At 65.7% G+C, this 15,015-nt stretch carries 14 protein-coding genes; 9 read left to right on the top strand and 5 right to left on the bottom strand.

Translation table 11 applies throughout. From position 1 onward, the window contains the following. Positions 1-63: 63 nt before the first annotated feature. From JHN63_RS43180 to JHN63_RS43160, 5 genes are all read left to right on the top strand, one after another. Entirely contained in the window at positions 64-342 is a 279-nt protein-coding gene (locus tag JHN63_RS43180) for a hypothetical protein (RefSeq protein ID WP_200690598.1), read from the top strand. Beyond that, on the top strand, positions 339-659 hold the full coding sequence (locus tag JHN63_RS43175) for a VRR-NUC domain-containing protein (RefSeq protein ID WP_200690597.1): 321 nt from the start codon (positions 339-341) through the stop codon (positions 657-659). The genes JHN63_RS43180 and JHN63_RS43175 overlap by 4 nt, the downstream gene beginning before the upstream one ends. Before the next feature lie 157 nt (positions 660-816). Continuing rightward, a complete protein-coding gene (locus tag JHN63_RS43170; protein ID WP_200690596.1) occupies positions 817-1,047 on the top strand; it encodes a hypothetical protein in 231 nt (76 codons plus the stop codon). Further along, positions 1,048-1,314 carry a hypothetical protein gene (locus JHN63_RS43165; RefSeq protein ID WP_200690595.1) on the top strand — a complete coding sequence of 89 codons (267 nt, stop codon included), beginning with the start codon at positions 1,048-1,050 and terminating at the stop codon, positions 1,312-1,314. It abuts the gene before it with no gap. Positions 1,315-1,351: 37 nt separating this feature from the next. Next, the gene (locus JHN63_RS43160; RefSeq protein WP_200690594.1) at positions 1,352-2,011 is read left to right on the top strand and encodes a poly-gamma-glutamate hydrolase family protein; all 660 of its coding nucleotides are present in this window, start codon (positions 1,352-1,354) and stop codon (positions 2,009-2,011) included. A 55-nt stretch (positions 2,012-2,066) separates the two neighbouring features. Here the strand turns inward: JHN63_RS43160 and JHN63_RS43155 are convergent, their stop codons facing one another. The 3 genes from JHN63_RS43155 to JHN63_RS43145 form a co-directional block, all read right to left on the bottom strand. Further along, entirely contained in the window at positions 2,067-2,702 is a 636-nt protein-coding gene (locus JHN63_RS43155; RefSeq protein WP_200690593.1) for a hypothetical protein, read from the bottom strand. Positions 2,703-2,843: 141 nt separating this feature from the next. Continuing rightward, positions 2,844-3,596, bottom strand: coding sequence for an HNH endonuclease (locus tag JHN63_RS43150; protein ID WP_200690592.1), 753 nt, complete (start codon positions 3,594-3,596; stop codon positions 2,844-2,846). Between the two features lie 95 nt (positions 3,597-3,691). Beyond that, entirely contained in the window at positions 3,692-5,377 is a 1,686-nt protein-coding gene (locus JHN63_RS43145) for an AAA family ATPase (RefSeq protein ID WP_234478547.1), read from the bottom strand. A gap of 345 nt (positions 5,378-5,722) precedes the next feature. Here JHN63_RS43145 and JHN63_RS43140 point away from each other — a divergent pair, with 345 nt between their 5' ends. Then, entirely contained in the window at positions 5,723-8,917 is a 3,195-nt protein-coding gene (locus tag JHN63_RS43140; protein WP_234478545.1) for a DEAD/DEAH box helicase, read from the top strand. Between the two features lie 80 nt (positions 8,918-8,997). Here the strand turns inward: JHN63_RS43140 and JHN63_RS53405 are convergent, their stop codons facing one another. Continuing rightward, positions 8,998-10,248, bottom strand: a complete 1,251-nt coding sequence (locus JHN63_RS53405; RefSeq protein ID WP_234478544.1) for a competence protein CoiA — start codon at positions 10,246-10,248, stop codon at positions 8,998-9,000. A 71-nt stretch (positions 10,249-10,319) separates the two neighbouring features. Continuing rightward, entirely contained in the window at positions 10,320-11,852 is a 1,533-nt protein-coding gene (locus JHN63_RS43130) for a UvrD-helicase domain-containing protein (protein ID WP_200690591.1), read from the bottom strand. Positions 11,853-12,251: 399 nt separating this feature from the next. Here JHN63_RS43130 and JHN63_RS43125 point away from each other — a divergent pair, with 399 nt between their 5' ends. From JHN63_RS43125 to JHN63_RS43115, 3 genes are read left to right on the top strand one after another with little or no spacing between them, the layout of a single operon-like run. Next, positions 12,252-12,917 (top strand): ParB/RepB/Spo0J family partition protein, encoded by a 666-nt coding sequence (locus tag JHN63_RS43125; protein WP_200690590.1) that lies wholly within the window; start codon positions 12,252-12,254, stop codon positions 12,915-12,917. Then, the gene (locus JHN63_RS43120; RefSeq protein ID WP_200690589.1) at positions 12,914-14,353 is read left to right on the top strand and encodes a ParB N-terminal domain-containing protein; all 1,440 of its coding nucleotides are present in this window, start codon (positions 12,914-12,916) and stop codon (positions 14,351-14,353) included. Before JHN63_RS43125 ends, JHN63_RS43120 begins: the two co-directional genes overlap by 4 nt. Before the next feature lie 10 nt (positions 14,354-14,363). After that, positions 14,364-14,885: a hypothetical protein gene (locus JHN63_RS43115; RefSeq protein ID WP_200690588.1), complete on the top strand. Its 522-nt coding sequence runs from the start codon at positions 14,364-14,366 to the stop codon at positions 14,883-14,885. The last annotated feature ends 130 nt before the right edge of the window (positions 14,886-15,015 follow it).

Raw genomic sequence — 15,015 nt, 5'->3', positions numbered from 1 at the left:
TCCATGGGTTGGCCGGGACCCGCAGGGGCCTGCGGGTCCCGGCCAACCCATGGAGCAACCAACATGCCTGCCCTGAACAACCACCACGACATGCAGCACACGAGCCACGACGACGCCCTTTACGAGGCCCTCGTCCTCGAGCGATACGGCCGCTCCCTGCAGGAGATCCTGTGGGAGGAAACGAAGCGCCCGCTGCCCGAACTCCTCAAGGAACGCCACCGCCGCCCCGCGCTCGCGGCCACGCCCGCCGTCCGGCGCCAGCCGCGACCGGACCCGGACGCCGCCGCGCACCTCGCCGCCCTCCTGGAGGCCGACGTCCCGCGCCGCAGGCGGGCCGCGTGACCGAGGAACAGTTCCGTCGGCACGTCCGCAAGATCGCAGCCCTCCGCGGCTGGACTCTCACGTACCACACGCACAACTCGCAGCGCAGTGACGCCGGATGGCCCGACGAGGTCTACGGGCACCCCAAAGCCAAACGCATCATCTTCGCCGAGTTCAAGTCCGACACCGGGCGCATACGCCCCGCTCAGCGCGACTGGCTCAAGCACCTCGCCGCCTGCGGCCTCGAAGCCGCACTGTGGCGGCCGAAAGACCTCGACCACATCGTGAACGTCCTCGCCCCCGACGGCCCTCGTGCCCAACTACCCGACAACTTCTGACAAAGGAAGCAGACCCGTGCGCGACCGCACCAAGCAGCACTCCGAGATTCCTCCGATGCCCGGAGCCACGTGGTGCAACTCCTGCGACAGTTGGTTCAACCCCATCACCAACACCTGCCGCTGCAACAACCGCTGACCACCCCAGGGAAAAACCGCCATGAATGACTCTGCTCGCGCGACCAACCACACGACGGCACCCTCCGAGCCCCTCGGCCCGGACCGCGAGCAGAGCACCCCCACGCCAGCAACCGGCACCGAGCTGGTCCTCGCCGAAGTCGCCCGCCTGGCCAACGAGCTGTGCGAACACCTCTCCGACGCCCAGTGGCGCACAGCAGCCCGCATCCGGGAACTCGCCGAAGCCGCCCTGCCGACCGCCGGAGACCGCTGAATGCACGCCCGCTTCGAACCCCTGCCTGCCCCAACCCGCAGCCAGGAGGCGTACGACACCGCCCAGGCTCTCCGCGAACACCCGGACGAGTGGGCGCACATCGAGACCCTCGGCAACCTGAACCGGGCCACCAACCTCGCGTACCGCATCCGGACCGGCCGCCACAGCGCCTTCCGCCCGGCCGGCGCATTCGATGCCACCGCCCGCCTCGCCGACGACGGCACCGCCAACGTCTACGCCTGCTACATCAGCACCACCCGGCAGTAACCGCTCGCCACGCAGCACCGCCTCCGGAGCCAACATCGTGAACACCACCCTGCTCAATGAAGCAGACCTCGCCACAACCCGCGACACGTACGACAACTTCGCCGAACTCGCCGCCCACGAAACCGAAGGAATCGCCTGGGCCCGAGAGCTACGCCCCGCCCCAGGCTCCGACCTGGCCCACATAGCCGTCCACGGCGGAGGCATCGAAGTCGGCACCACGGAGGCCGCGAACGCTGCCGCAGGAGACAGCCACAACTACTACTCGTTCCGCGGCAAGAAGAAGGCCTCCAGCAACCGAGATCTGCACGTCACCTCAAGCCACTTCGACGAACCTCGCTGCGTCGCCCTGCAGCACAGCATGGTGCGCACCGTGTCCTGGCACGGATTCCACAGCACCCAGAAGATCACCGAAGTCGGAGGGCTCGATGACCAGTTCAAGATGTGGGTGAAGCGATCACTTCAGCACGCGGGCTTCGCCGTCACCGATGCTGCCGTCGAGCGCGCAGGACGCAACCCGCAGAACATCTGCAACCGAAACCTCTCCGGGTACGGCGTCCAGTTGGAGCTGTCGACAGCTCAGCGTGCAGCCTTCTTCCGCAACGGCGACATGAGTGCCTCCAACAGGCAGCACACCACCGAGGAGTTCACCCACTACATCGAAGCCGTACAGCTCGCCTACCGGCGGCTTCGCGCCTGACCCGCCACTGGCATCACACCGCACGCCTCAGGAGACATCCGGTGAGGACTTCCGATCAGGGGCTAGCAGCGGGAGAACGCCCGGGGATGTAGCCCTTCCACTCGGATCGTTCGATGATCCCGTCCCATTCGCTGCGCGGCGTAGCCGCAGGTGGAGGCACATCAGTGAACCCGGTTGCCCACAAGGCGCCGGCTGGGACGTCGAGGAGCGGCGCGAACGGCACCTGAAGCCCATTCGATTCGGTGGGCGGATCGCCGTGCCACCCCCAGTCGCGGTCGAACAGAAACCCTCCGAAGCTCACACGGCCGCCGCGGAACGGCGCGCAGGCCCCCATGGTCTCGAAGTCCACCCACGGCATCACGAGATAGGGCCACGTCTCATCGGCCGTCGCAGGGCCCCACACCTCGACCGCCGCCCTGGACGTACGCGTGGCAGCCACAACCAAGTCACTCAGGACGGCCGGGCTCGGAGCTTCCTTCCCCAGCTCAGTAACGTCCACGTCGACGTCCAGCCACTCCTCGGGGTGGTCGTCCGACTGGTGGATTCCCCACCGCTCGGCGACCTGCTGCCGCGAATCGGGCTCGGTCTCCACCGCAATCTTCATGTCAGCCAGCACCAGCGGGCCGCGGTCGATCAGATGACGGCGATCGTCCAGCGGGGTCAGCCGGATCACCTCTCCGACGAAGTCCACGATTGTGCTCCCCCTCCGACTCTCGGATCTCTTCGTGTGCCTTGTGCCCGGCACCCCGTTGGACAGCCTGCCCACCCCGCACACTGTTCACCCAGCACGCGCGCCCGTCGAGCACGCCACCGGCAGCAGTACGCGGCAGCATCAGAACTGAGCAAATCCGCCGTTGATGTACCAAGAGTTTCCGGCCAGCGCCTGGTACAGCGCCCTCCGCCAGTGGTTGAGGCCGCCAGCGTCCTTGTCAACGGCGACACTGTGCTCCATCTTCGCCAGGTACGCGGCTCTCCCGGCAGCATCAAGGATGCGCAGGAAACCGCGGATGTTGCTCATCTCCCGGCCTCCGTTCGCCCCGTACAGCTCCGCCAGCTGGAACTTCTGAAAGTGGAAAACGATACGAGCCGCAAGAACGCTGTCCGCGCCCTCTGGGGGACATATGGAGTACGTGATCTCGGGCGGGCGGCTCTCGCTCTCCTGTAGACAGGCAAACAGCCACTGCTGGTCGGTCACGTCGTCGTAGTAGGGGTGCAGAGTCTGCTCTGCGGCAGACTCCGGCACGTGCTCCCATTTGAGCCGATTGCAGTGCCCGCACGCCGGCACAAGGTTGGTCGGCACCACCGACAGCAGCGGGTACTTCGCCTTCGGCAACTGGTGGTCGAGGGTTTCAACGTCTCGGAGCCCGCACAGCGGACAGATCTTGTGGCGGACCCTCTTCAACAGCCTGTAGAACTCGTTCCCGGCTGAATCCGCTGGCACCATGCGGCTCGTGTACGTGGTGTTGAGCTGCGTACGGTCGGCCTCGTCACCAGGCTTCTTCGCGAGCTCCTTCAGCTCGTGCAGCTTGGAAGCCTCGGCCGCGGCCTCGAACTCATCCGCAGCGTCGACAACAGCCTGCTCCAACGCTTCCAGCCGGGCCCTGTGCCGAGGCAGAGCCATACCGATACAGGTGCGGTAGACAGTTCGGGTAGACAGGCTCGGCAGGGACAAAGGGCGCATCAGGAGCGGTCCTCCGGATCCGGCCCCAGGCCCCCTTGCGTGTCCCGTACGGAGATGAGCGCCATCACAATGGCTTTGGCTTCACCACCGAGTTGGCCGCCGAAGCGGTCGAGCACCGCTTCGTAGGAGAGGTTCTTGCGGACCACGTCCTTCAGATAACGGTGATAGCCGGAGTCGGTGACCTCCAGGCCGAACACTTCGTGGGTGAGGATGCCGACGTTCTCCCCGAACGTTTCGATGACGGGACGTTCGGCCACCAGATCGCTCCCGTACCGGTGGAGCTTCCACACACAGGACGCCGGGACTTCTTGAAGCACCACAGGCGAGTGGGTGGCGATGACGGCGAGCCCGTTGCGTTCACCGAGCAGATCGGACAGGGCCCTGATGAAGGCAGCCAGCAGTGGCGGGTGAAGGTGCGATTCGGGCTCGTCGATGACAACGAGCGTGCGTTCGGTGACGTGCTCGACGAGCCTGGTCAAGGTCAGCAGAACGGCCTTGTGGCCGGAGCTGAGGGATGCGAACAGATGGCGTGCCTTACGTCTCCGGCTGTCGGCGCTTTGGGTTCTGAGGAAGCCCTCGAGCCAGTCCTCCGCGATGAAGCCGCTGCCGGCGTACTGGAGGGTCCGCAGTGCCTTCGTCCACCGTTCGGCGCGGACGCCGGTGAGGCATGCCTCCACGCTCTCGGCGAAGTCGTCGGTCAGTCGCTTCGGAGTCTTGATCCGCGGCGTCTTGCTGCCTGTGCTGTTGGGGATCTTCAGCCCGACGTAGGCGTAGCGTTCGATCGCTACGTCTGCGTGGTGGATGAGTGGGAACTCGTCGAAGGCGCTGAAGGTGACGCTGACCAGGTTCGCGAAGGTGTCCCGGCCTTCGTCGCCGATGATGCGCCCGACCTCTTGGCTGCCGGCGTCTTGGTGGACGATGCAGCGGGTGAGGCTGTTGAGGAGGAACGACTTGCCGACGCTGTTGCGGCCGATCAGCACGTGGATGTTCGTCGGCGGAAGTGATTCCGGTCTGACCGCGAACGACAGCCGGACGGGTTTCTGGTCGCCCCCTTCTGGAACGGGAGGCTCGTACGCTACTTGGAACCCGCGGACACGTTCGCCGCTGCCCTGGGCGATGCGACGGAACTGCCGCTCGACCGCGGCCCCCTTCAGGAATCGCATCAAGGACCGCTGCGTCACCGCTTCCGGTTTGGCCCGACGGTAGATCTGCTCGTCGAACGCCATGTCGCGAAGCGCGGAGAGCACCACTTGCCGGATCTGGCTGCCTTGGCCGAGCTCCTGCAGCCGCATGTAGTAGCTGTCGTCCTGCCCGAGCGAGAAGAACGTGTCGTCGAGGTACTCGAAGGTGTCGGGGACCTGGACCGCGGAGTGCGGCTCCATCCCGAACTTGCCGATCTTGACTTCGCCGATGTCGTGCCGCTCACCGTGCCTGTCGTAGACCGCGAGATGGAACATGGTGACGAACCCCTGGTCGTCCCACCGTTCCCTGATCAGCACCGCCTGCGAACGGGGATCTCTGGGTTCCCGTCCGCCCCGTTCCACCACCGTGAAGCGCATGCGCGCCCCTCCCCACACCGTGCCGTTCGCGCGCAGCGCCTCAGGCGCAAATTCCCGCGACGACGCTGTTGGGGCCAGAGTAATCACACAGGCAAAGCCGTCACCGTGCCACCCACCCTGTGACATGCCAACCCCGCACACTCGGCCACAGCAACTGTCACAAATGCCTCAAAGCGCAACAGGCGCGAGATTCCATGGGCAGACGGAACGCTTCGCCCGCCTTCTACGTTCTTGTATGTGAGGCCCTGCAGCATCCCCCGTCTGCAGGGCCTCACCAGCAGTCGCGGCACGGCCCCGGCCTGCGGCTGGCCCAGGAGATTTCGACACCTGCGGCAATCGAATCCGAGTAGATCCCTGAAGAAGTAGTGCCGATCAGGGTACGTATGGTGACGGCAAGCGGCTGTGTGGGTTGGGGGCATTGTGGGAACTGAGCAGCAGCGGCGGGCTCTGATCGTGGGCTACTGGCGCGCAATGGAGCTGTTCAGCCCACAGAAGATTCCTGCCGTGTCGGCCCGTGAGCGGGTGTACGCAGTGGCCCAGGACGGGCCGCTGCCGTGGGAGGACGGCCACCCGCTGCGGTCGGTGCCGCTGGATCCGGGGTTCGTGTGGCAGCACGTGGTTTATGGCGGCGCCTACGCACTGCGGGCGGTGCGTGACGTGCTCCTAGAGGTCTTCGGCGAGAACGAGGAAGACCACGATGGGCGGCTGGACGGCGAGAGCGCCCTGTTCGCGTTGACCGTCACCGACGAGGGGCGTCTGCTTCTCGATTCTCCGGTGCTATCTACTTGTGCTTGGGCCACGGGCCGGGCGTTGCATCCGGGGCCCACCCAGCCCGGATGGCTGGACGGGTTCGACGAGGAAGAGACGGTATGGCTCACTCGCGCGGCGGATCTCGGCGAGGAGCTGGTTGACGAGCTGCCGGACTTCGACGCGTCTGACACCGCTGCCGATGACGACAGCGAGGAGGACAAGGACAAGATCGGCTTGTACCGGTTGTCCGAGAAGGATCTGCTGGGCTTCGTGCGCGATCTCGCTCAGGCCTGGAACGTGACGGACGCTCTACAGCCGGAGGAGATTCGGGTCCGGAGCGTGGCGGTGCGGCAGAAGCAAGCCGATGATGCCGATCAGCAGGACTTCCTCAACAGTTTCTATGTCGCCGACCTTGATCTGGTCTCACGCGCCTTGCAGACGCGGGAGCCTGGGGCGGGCCTGGCCGCCTATCTGACGCCGGGAACGCAGGTGAACGCCGCGTGGCGGGTCGACCTGCGAGAGGAGCCGCGAGCCGCCTTGGACGCGGTGGCGCCTGGGCGCACCCCGATGGGTCGTTGGCCGGCGAACCCGAAGCATCCTTTGGCTCTCAGCCAGCAGTTCGCGGTGAACACGATCTGGAGTGAACTGGCGGAATCGAGTGGACTGTTCGCCGTCAACGGCCCGCCCGGCACAGGTAAGACGACGATGCTCCGCGACTGCTTCGCCGCTGTGATCGTGGAGCGTGCTCAACGTCTTGCGTCGCTGCGCATGCCCTCAATGGCGTTCATCGACAAGGAACCGTATCGGTGGCAGAGCGGTGATTACACGCGCACGGTGACCGCGTTGAAGCCGGAGTTCACGGGTTTCGAGATGGTGGTCGCCTCGGCCAACAACGGGGCCGTGGAGAACATCTCCACCGAGATCCCGGCACGCACGGCCCTCGCCGACTTGTGGACCGAGGACGCCGACTACTTCGCCGAACAAGCAACCCGACTCCTCAAGGGCGCGCCAGCCTGGGGCGCCGTCGCAGCCAGGCTGGGAAACAAGAAGAACCGGATGGAGTTCATCAACCGGTTCTGGCACGGCAAGTACAAGATGGATGACGAGCAGGCACCGCCCCCGCCGAACGGCCGTCGGCCGCGCAGTCGGGATGCCTGGATCGACAGTGAACAGGGCATCGCACACCTTCTGCGTGAATGGAGTCGGCAGCCGCACAGTGGTGTGTGGCGGGAGGCCAAGGAACGGTTCCGCCAGGGTTATGCCCGGGTAGAGCAGTTGCAGGCCGAGCGCGTGGCCGCCGGGGCAGCCCTTGGACAGGTGTCGTCCGCAGGCGCCGCCTTGCGGGCAGCCGAGCAATCCGTCGCGGACAGCGACACCCGCGTACATCAGGCTCGCGCGCAGGTAGCGAGCGAGACTGCCGTACTGCAGCACGCTGAGGCGGCGATCCGCGAGGCACAACAGGTGCTCGATGCCCATGCTCGCCGGCGTCCCGGTTTCGTCGTGAGCATCAGCACGCTGGGCCGTGCGGCTCGGGAGTGGCATCAGCGCGACCAAGAACTCGCTGGCCATGTGGACACGGCTCGCAGCGTTCGTGACGCCGCAGCAGCATCTCTGTTCGGTGCCCAGCAGGCAGCGGCTCAGGCCGAGCACACTTTGGACGTCTGCCGTCAGCAGCACGCTTCGGCAGCTGCGCACGTTCAGGCGCTGGAGGAGACCGTCGCCCAGGCCCACGCCGATTGGGGCGACCACGTCCCGCAGGAGGCGTGGCTTCACGACGACACCACCCGTGAACTTGCTGCGCCTTGGGGCGACGAAGAGATCGCCCAGGCCCGTGCAGAGCTGTTTCTCGCAGCGATGGGACTCCACGAGGCGTTCCTGCGGTGCACGGCCCGCACCATGTACGCCAACCTCATGGCGGCCATGGACGCCGTGGCCGGCGCGATCCCCAAGACCGTCTCCGCGGAGCATGTGAAAACCGCCTGGCAGAGCCTCTTCCTGCTCGTTCCCGTCGTCTCGACCACGTTCGCCTCTCTGGACCGGGTCTTTGGCCGCCTCGGGTCAGAGGCGCTGGGCTGGTTGTTCATCGACGAAGCCGGACAGGCAACCGGCCAGATGGCCGTCGGCGGCATGTGGCGAGCCGCCCGCACCGTCGTTGTGGGTGACCCCCTACAGCTCGAACCAGTCGTGGTCTTGCCCTGGACCGCGCAGCGGGCTCTGGGCGACGAGCTGGGCGTCGACGCGGAATGGGCCCCCAGCCGCACCTCGGTCCAGCAACTTGCAGACCGAACCAACCGCTACGGCACCCTGCTGCCTGCCGAACTCCCCGACGGCTCCCAAGAGGTGTGGGTGGGCAGTCCGCTGCGCGTCCACCGACGCTGCGACAACCCCATGTTCGGCATCAGCAACGCCATCGCCTACGACAACCTCATGGTCTACGGGACCCCTGACCGGGGCGACTACCGCTACGGGCCCCGCAGCTGCTGGGTAAACGTGGAAGCCACCGAAGCAGACGGGCACTGGATCCCTGAAGAAGGCCGCGCACTACGCCGCGTCTTGGAGAAGCTGCGTGACGACGGCGGTGTCGACCTCGCCCAAGACATCTACGTCATCAGCCCGTTCCGGGCTGTTGTGCGAGGAGCGCAGCGTGCCTGCCGTGGCCTGCTGCCAGATTCACGGGTCGGGACAATTCACACGACGCAGGGCAAAGAGGCCGACGTGGTCATCTTGGTGCTCGGCAGCGATCCACGACGGACCGGTGCTCGTTCTTGGGCTGCCTCACGGCCCAACCTCCTCAATGTCGCGGTGAGCCGGGCGAAACGCCGACTGTTCGTCATCGGGAACCTGGGATCGTGGCGTGACCAGCGGTTCTTCTCAACGCTCGCTGACGAACTGCCCGCCCATACCTGGCGGCCGTAAGGCCCGCTCCCGCGGTGAAGGACCGCAGCGAGGGCCCATTGGTCGGGCGCACGCCTCAGCTCGATGGTCTTGTCGAGCCACTACTCCAACTCGATGATGCGGACACCGTTCGGGGCGGCAGCAGCGATGCGCTCGAGCTCATCCCGGCTGGTAACGAACAGCACCCAGGTCTTGCGGCCTGGCCACCGGTGCCAGTCCATTTGATCAGGGTCCGGCCGGATCACCCCGTATACGGAATCGCCAAGGTAGACGGGCGTTCCACCAGCCAGATGCTGGTCGGCCCGTACGGTCGCCTGCTCACCGGTCTCCTCCAACACCCAGGTCTCTGCCTCGGCGTGGACTCGCGGGAGGCCGGCGGAGTCACCAGCTCCCGGGGACTGTGGTTCTGCTGCGGCATGCAACTGAGCTCCCGTGTGTACACGTCGGCCACGCTGGGGAGGTAGGACGCCGGTCATCCGTAGGGCGACCTCGCGGGCGATGGCATCTGGGCCCAGGCCATCCAGGCTCGTGACGCGGACCGTGCCGACGGCTGCTCTCTTCCTTCGTGCCCGCCGCTTGGCCTTGGCGAAGTCCGCTGCAAGGGACACGTATTGTGGCGCCGTCCAGACCTGCTCCCACTGGTGCTCGGACAAGAGCTCCGGGGAGCCGAAGTGATGCGGGACGACTTGGCGGTCCAGAACCCAGGCCACGAGGTCGCGTAACGGCGCTTTGACGTTCTGCCATTGGCCGTGCCCTCCGAAGCACGGGACGCGGTGGTGGCACGGCTCTGTAGCGAAGCGAACCAGGCCTTCGACCACCTCCCAGACGGTGCGCTGCCCCTCGATCGGCGGCTTCGCCAAGACCGACGGCACGCGGCCCCGCCAGCGCCGAGGCTGAGTCACCACCCAGCACACTCGCACGCCATCCCGGGCATAGCGGTCCGTGCGCTGCCGAACCTCGTCCTCGGTGATCGATGAAAGCTGAGCCTCCCAGGCCATGCGCAGCGCGCCATCAGGCGAGGTTGCCATGACGTCGGCCCGCCATCTGCCATCGGCGGCTGGCACTTCCAGGGCCGCGTGCCAGCCCGCGCCCCGTGCGGCCGTCACCAGCTCCAGCTTGAGCAGACGATGCTCCATCGACTCACCGGCGAGACCGCAGGTAGGAGCACCTGGATCGTGGGCGAAGAACCGAAGCCCCAGGTGTGACACCTTGGCACGCACACCGTGGCGACACTCGGGGCAGGCCAGCGGGACACGAGGACGCACGCGGTGGATTGCGGCCCATGCCCAATCGCAGCCCAAGTCCGCGGCCGTCGCGTCGATTCGTCCTCGCCTGGGATGGATCGCCGTCATGGGCACCGAGCGATTCCCCCTTTCCCTCTCTCCCGCCCACTGTGGCAGCGGCCACTGACAACTTCGCTCGGCTACAAGGGACCGAGCCGGTCCCACGGGTTGTCCGGCGAGAGCGGCTGGGAGGGGATTGCCCCGTTGGGGGTTCCATCTGGGTGCTCGTTGATCCACGACAGGCCACCGAGATCCAGCTGGTGGCGAGCGCGCGTGACAGCGACATACGCGAGACGGGCCTCACCATCGTCGATGTCGCCGGGGAGCGGGTTGCCGTCCTCGTCGGTCTCTTCCGGATCGACGGGCTCGTTGAAGTCGTCGCCGATCCGTACGGAGGCCCATTCGCGGCCTTTGGCCTTGTGGGCGGTGGAGACGACGATGTCTGCGCCCTGCTCGAAAGCAAGACGGTCGACCGCCGCGAGGATGACGTCAACGCCATGTTCATCGACAAGGTCGACCAGTGGGAGCAGGTCTCGACCTGATGGGTCGTATTCCGCGTACTCCTGGAGTTCGCCCCAGGAGTCGAACAAGATCAGTTCCGGATGGGTGCTTCGTTTCCCGGCTTTGAGGTCCCGTGCCGCCTTCGCCAGGGCGCGTAGAGATTCCCCTCCGCCGACGAGCGCGACGCGGCGTCCTAGGTCGAGCTGGTGCATGACCTCGATCATCGCGCCGACATTGGAGCGGCACAGGATGGCGTTCGGATGCTCAACTCGCTCCAGTTTCGTGGGAATCGTGTTCGTGCCGGCCAGACGGATCGGGGAGTCGACGATGCTGAGCCACCGGTTGGCTTCGTCGGCCAGGGCTGGGCCGAAGCGGAAGGACTGCGACAGCAACAGTTCCGTACCGTCGAAGTCACTCATCACGTCGCGGGCGCCGCGCCACCCGTAAATGGCCTGGGCGGAGTCGCCGACCATGACCAGCTGGCTGTGACCGCGTTGAGCGTTGAAGACCTTCTCCACGACCGGGTTGGTGTCCTGCGCCTCGTCCAGGAGCAAGAAGTCCGCTTCGATGCGGGGTTCGGTCAGCGCCCAGATCTTCAAGTAGTGGTCGTGATCGAAGCGGACGCTGCCGTGTTCCGGGTTCTGGAGATCCTGCCACGCCCTGTGGGCGTACGGCAGGACCACTTCGACGAGTTGGGCATGCAGGTCCTCGACCTCGATGCCGCGCAGCCGCGGCACGTGGTACCGCTGAATGGTCGGGTCTGCCGACTGGCAGAAGCGCGTGACAGTTCGCAACACTGTGTAGGAGAGCGCCTTGTTGGTGACGTCGCGCTCCCCGATCTTGATTCGCATGTTGAGGCCGATACCCAGAGATGCCCCGGTCTTCCAGCCCGGAACGCGGGGTGCGCCCAGGCGGGCAGCGTACTTACGGCCGACCGCGGCGAAAGCCAGCGAATGCGTGGTCCTGCACTGCACGTTGCTCGGGAACTTGGTGGACGCCTCCGCTGCGATGGGCTTGTTGAAGGCGATGTACTTCCCGCGCTTCTTGGTGCTTTCCGCGAGCATGGAGAGAGTTGTCGTCTTTCCTGTCCCGGCGCCGGCTTGAAGGACCAAGTGTTCGCCGCGTCGGAATGTGTCAACCGCAACGCTCTGCTCAGGGGTGGGGGCGGGCATCGTGCTCCTCAATCGTGTGGGGCCGTGCGCATGCGCACGGTGGCATGACGTGCAGGGACGTGTAGGACGATCAGCGGATTCGCTGCTCGGAGCTCAGGAATTGGCGGAATCAGGGCGGTCCCGTGGCGCCTTGAGACTGCCCGATACGACAGGCCTGTTTACCTCCGAGTGGTCGCGAAGCCGATCGGTGTGGTCGTAGCGGAGGTGTAGCAGCCGCCACTGACAGAGGTACTCAGAGAAATGGGCTGCCCGTTCGCTACACGAACGAATGCCTGCATCCCCGTGTCGGCGCCCCAGCAAGGACTGCCCGTCTGCGCCTCTCAGATGGATAACGCTGGTAACACCGAGGCACTCGCTTCACTCACCTAGGCTCGACGGTGGGCGTGGGGCTGGAGCCTCATGTCCACCGCGTCTCGCATTCCGGCCTCGCTCGCGGACCTGGCCGTCCCGGTCGATGAGCTGGCCCCGTACCACCGCAACCCGCGTACTGGCGATCTCGACTCCATCGCCGAGTCGCTGTCCACGAACGGCCAGTACCGGCCGATCGTCGTCAACCGTGGCACGCTCACTGGGCGCCCGAACGAGATCCTCGCCGGCAACCACACCTACAAGGCGGCCAAGCAGCTCGGGTGGGCTGAGATTGCCGTTACCTGGCTCGACGTCGACGATGGCGCGGCCGCGAAGGTCGTCGTTGTCGACAACCGCACCAGCGACCTCGCCGGGTACGACAGTGTGCTCCTAGCGGACATCCTCACCGAACTACCCGACCTCCAGGGCACGGGCTACGACCAAGACCAACTCGATCAGCTCCTGGACGAGACGGCGCTCCCAGCACCCATCGAGCTCCCCACTGATGGGGCAGACACCGGGTCCGCGGCGACGGTGGACTACCTGCAGTGGGGGTACATGCAGTGGTCCTCCACCCGCGTCCGGATCACACAGGCCGAAGTCGAGTTGCTCGACGCGCTGTACAAGCAGTTCGTCGGCGATCACGACTCCGACCTCGGGTTCGGCTGGCACGTCCTCAACGAGGAGCATCACGCCGAAGAGGGAGCGGTCGCGTGAACCCTCTCGATGTGCGGTTCGACCCCGCGTATCCGCTGTCCAAGTTGCGGCCCGCGGACTACAACCCGCGTCGTCTGTCCGAGGATTCGTTCGTCCGGCTGCAGGGCTCGCTACGCCGCCACGGCGTAGTGAAGCCGGTGATCCTGAATGCTGACGGAACGCTGGTCGCGGGTCACCAGAGGACCAAGGGCTTGAAGGCGATCGGCGAGACGACGACGCCGGCGATGATCCTGCCGCAGAAGGTGCGGCTTCAGGACGAGATCAAGTTCAACCTCCTGCACAACCGGGTCGAGACCAAGTCGTCCGTGGTCTACGCGGAGCCGGGGCCGATCGGCCAGTGGTGCTCGATTCCGTGGCAGACCATCGAAGTTGAGGAGTCGAAGAACCTGCCTTTCCAGCAGGCGATCGGGTTCATGACCGCTGCCCACGGGCCCTGGGGCTCGGTGGTCATCGACGACCAGGGCCGCATCGTACTGAACGCCGAGTACGCGGCGGTCGCCAAGGCTCAACGCTTCGACATCCTCGCTTGGACCTGCGCCTCCTTCGACGCCGGCCAGCTCGTTGAAGACCTCACTGGCGAGTACGGCGTCTACGACTGGACCGGCCTCGAAGAGCAGGCCCCAGTGTGGAATCAGCACATCGTGCAGCCCAACCGACTGCGCGAGCATTCCTCGAAGGCCAAGGCGGACAAGGTCCGCTACAAGTCCGAAGTGTGGGAGCGCCTCGTCCTGCCATGGCTCACCACCTCCCACCGGGTGGTGGACTTCGGTGCCGGGCACGGCGACTACGCCCGACACCTCCGCGGCAAGGGCTACAAGATCCACGACTACGAGCCCTATCGCACCCTGAAAGGCAAGTACGCCGTCGACATCCGCACCATCGTCGGCCAGATCCGCACCATCGAACGCGAGTTGAGGGAGAACGGCCTCTACGAGGTGGTGGTCCTCGACTCGGTCATCAACGCCACCACATCCCTCGACTACCAGCACTGGGTGCTCACCACCGTCAACGCGCTCTGTGCGGCGGACGGGCAAGTCTGCATTGGCACGCGCAACCTGGAGCGGGAGCTGGCGTACGAGAACTCCGAGCACTCCATTAGCCGCGACTCCACCCGCCTGTCGTTCCTCGACAGTGAGAACGTCGACATGCGGTTCGTGCGCGGCAAGTGGCAGCGGATTCGCTACCACACGCCCGAGTCTCTCCTTGGTCTGCTGTCTCGGTACTTCGAGGACGTGCAGATCAGTGACACCACCAGGGCCACGGTCAAGGCCACCTGTAAGCGCCCACGAGTCCTGCCGATCGAGGAATATCGTCAGGCATTTTCGGAGGAATTCAATATGCCCTACCCGAACGAATTCCGACACAACAAGCACGGCGGAATTCTGGATATTTTGATAGAATTGATCGAGGATAGGAATTCAAAATTGGAGGGGTAGGGAAATGCATTTGCGGGCGGACTCGGGCAGGGTTCGCATAGACATCGAAGCAAGGGCCAGCTACCGCATCATGTGGCTGGCCGGCATCCGTGAACTCGACCTGACACAGCACTGCCTGAAGACGTTCGGAGAATCCGACCGACCACACATCAACACCCATCAATCCCGGCAGACACTTCACCTACCTGCGACGAATCCGCCAGCCGCCTGGTACCTATGTGCGCTACCGATCCCCTGGGACTGGTCCCGCAACGCGCACCTGGCATTCGAGTACGCACCCAGCGAGACCTGGGAGGGCAACGCCCTCGTACCTGGCCTCGGCGTCCGGCTGGCCAACGCTCGCCCCATCCTCGGTTGGGGCGAGCACTCCGTTCCCCTCGACGCAGACAAGAGGAACTCCCGGCTGTACCGGACCTGCAGGAACTGGCAGTTCGCCTGGTGGCTGCGCCTCAACCGCGACGTACCAGACGCGCCACCACTGCCCGGAGGTGATGCAGGCGAGAACGGCCCGGAGCAACTGACGTTCGCCTGACCGGCTGATCGGTGGACCCGATGGCCGGCCCTCGTGGACCGCCTACCGAGTCCACCGTGCGGGTCTCCGTCTCCGACAGGACCAGTGGGGGCAGGGCCGTGCGGTCTCTGAGAGGGCGGTAAGTAACGTG

It is taken from the genome of Streptomyces sp. MBT65, assembly GCF_016612545.1.
Classification (GTDB): Bacteria; Actinomycetota; Actinomycetes; order Streptomycetales; family Streptomycetaceae; genus Streptomyces.
The sequence above is the reverse complement of the archived record's forward strand: the minus strand, read 5'-3'. Positions and strand labels throughout refer to the sequence as shown.

Coding starts and splice junctions, on each gene's coding strand:
- JHN63_RS43130 (WP_200690591.1), bottom strand. CDS start 11,852: ATGCCCGCCCCCACCCCTGAGCAGAGCGTTGCGGTTGACACATTCCGA.
- JHN63_RS43140 (WP_234478545.1), top strand. CDS start 5,723: ATGGAGCTGTTCAGCCCACAGAAGATTCCTGCCGTGTCGGCCCGTGAG.
- JHN63_RS53405 (WP_234478544.1), bottom strand. CDS start 10,248: ATGACGGCGATCCATCCCAGGCGAGGACGAATCGACGCGACGGCCGCG.
- JHN63_RS43145 (WP_234478547.1), bottom strand. CDS start 5,377: ATGTCACAGGGTGGGTGGCACGGTGACGGCTTTGCCTGTGTGATTACT.
- JHN63_RS43180 (WP_200690598.1), top strand. CDS start 64: ATGCCTGCCCTGAACAACCACCACGACATGCAGCACACGAGCCACGAC.
- JHN63_RS43170 (WP_200690596.1), top strand. CDS start 817: ATGAATGACTCTGCTCGCGCGACCAACCACACGACGGCACCCTCCGAG.
- JHN63_RS43125 (WP_200690590.1), top strand. CDS start 12,252: ATGTCCACCGCGTCTCGCATTCCGGCCTCGCTCGCGGACCTGGCCGTC.
- JHN63_RS43165 (WP_200690595.1), top strand. CDS start 1,048: ATGCACGCCCGCTTCGAACCCCTGCCTGCCCCAACCCGCAGCCAGGAG.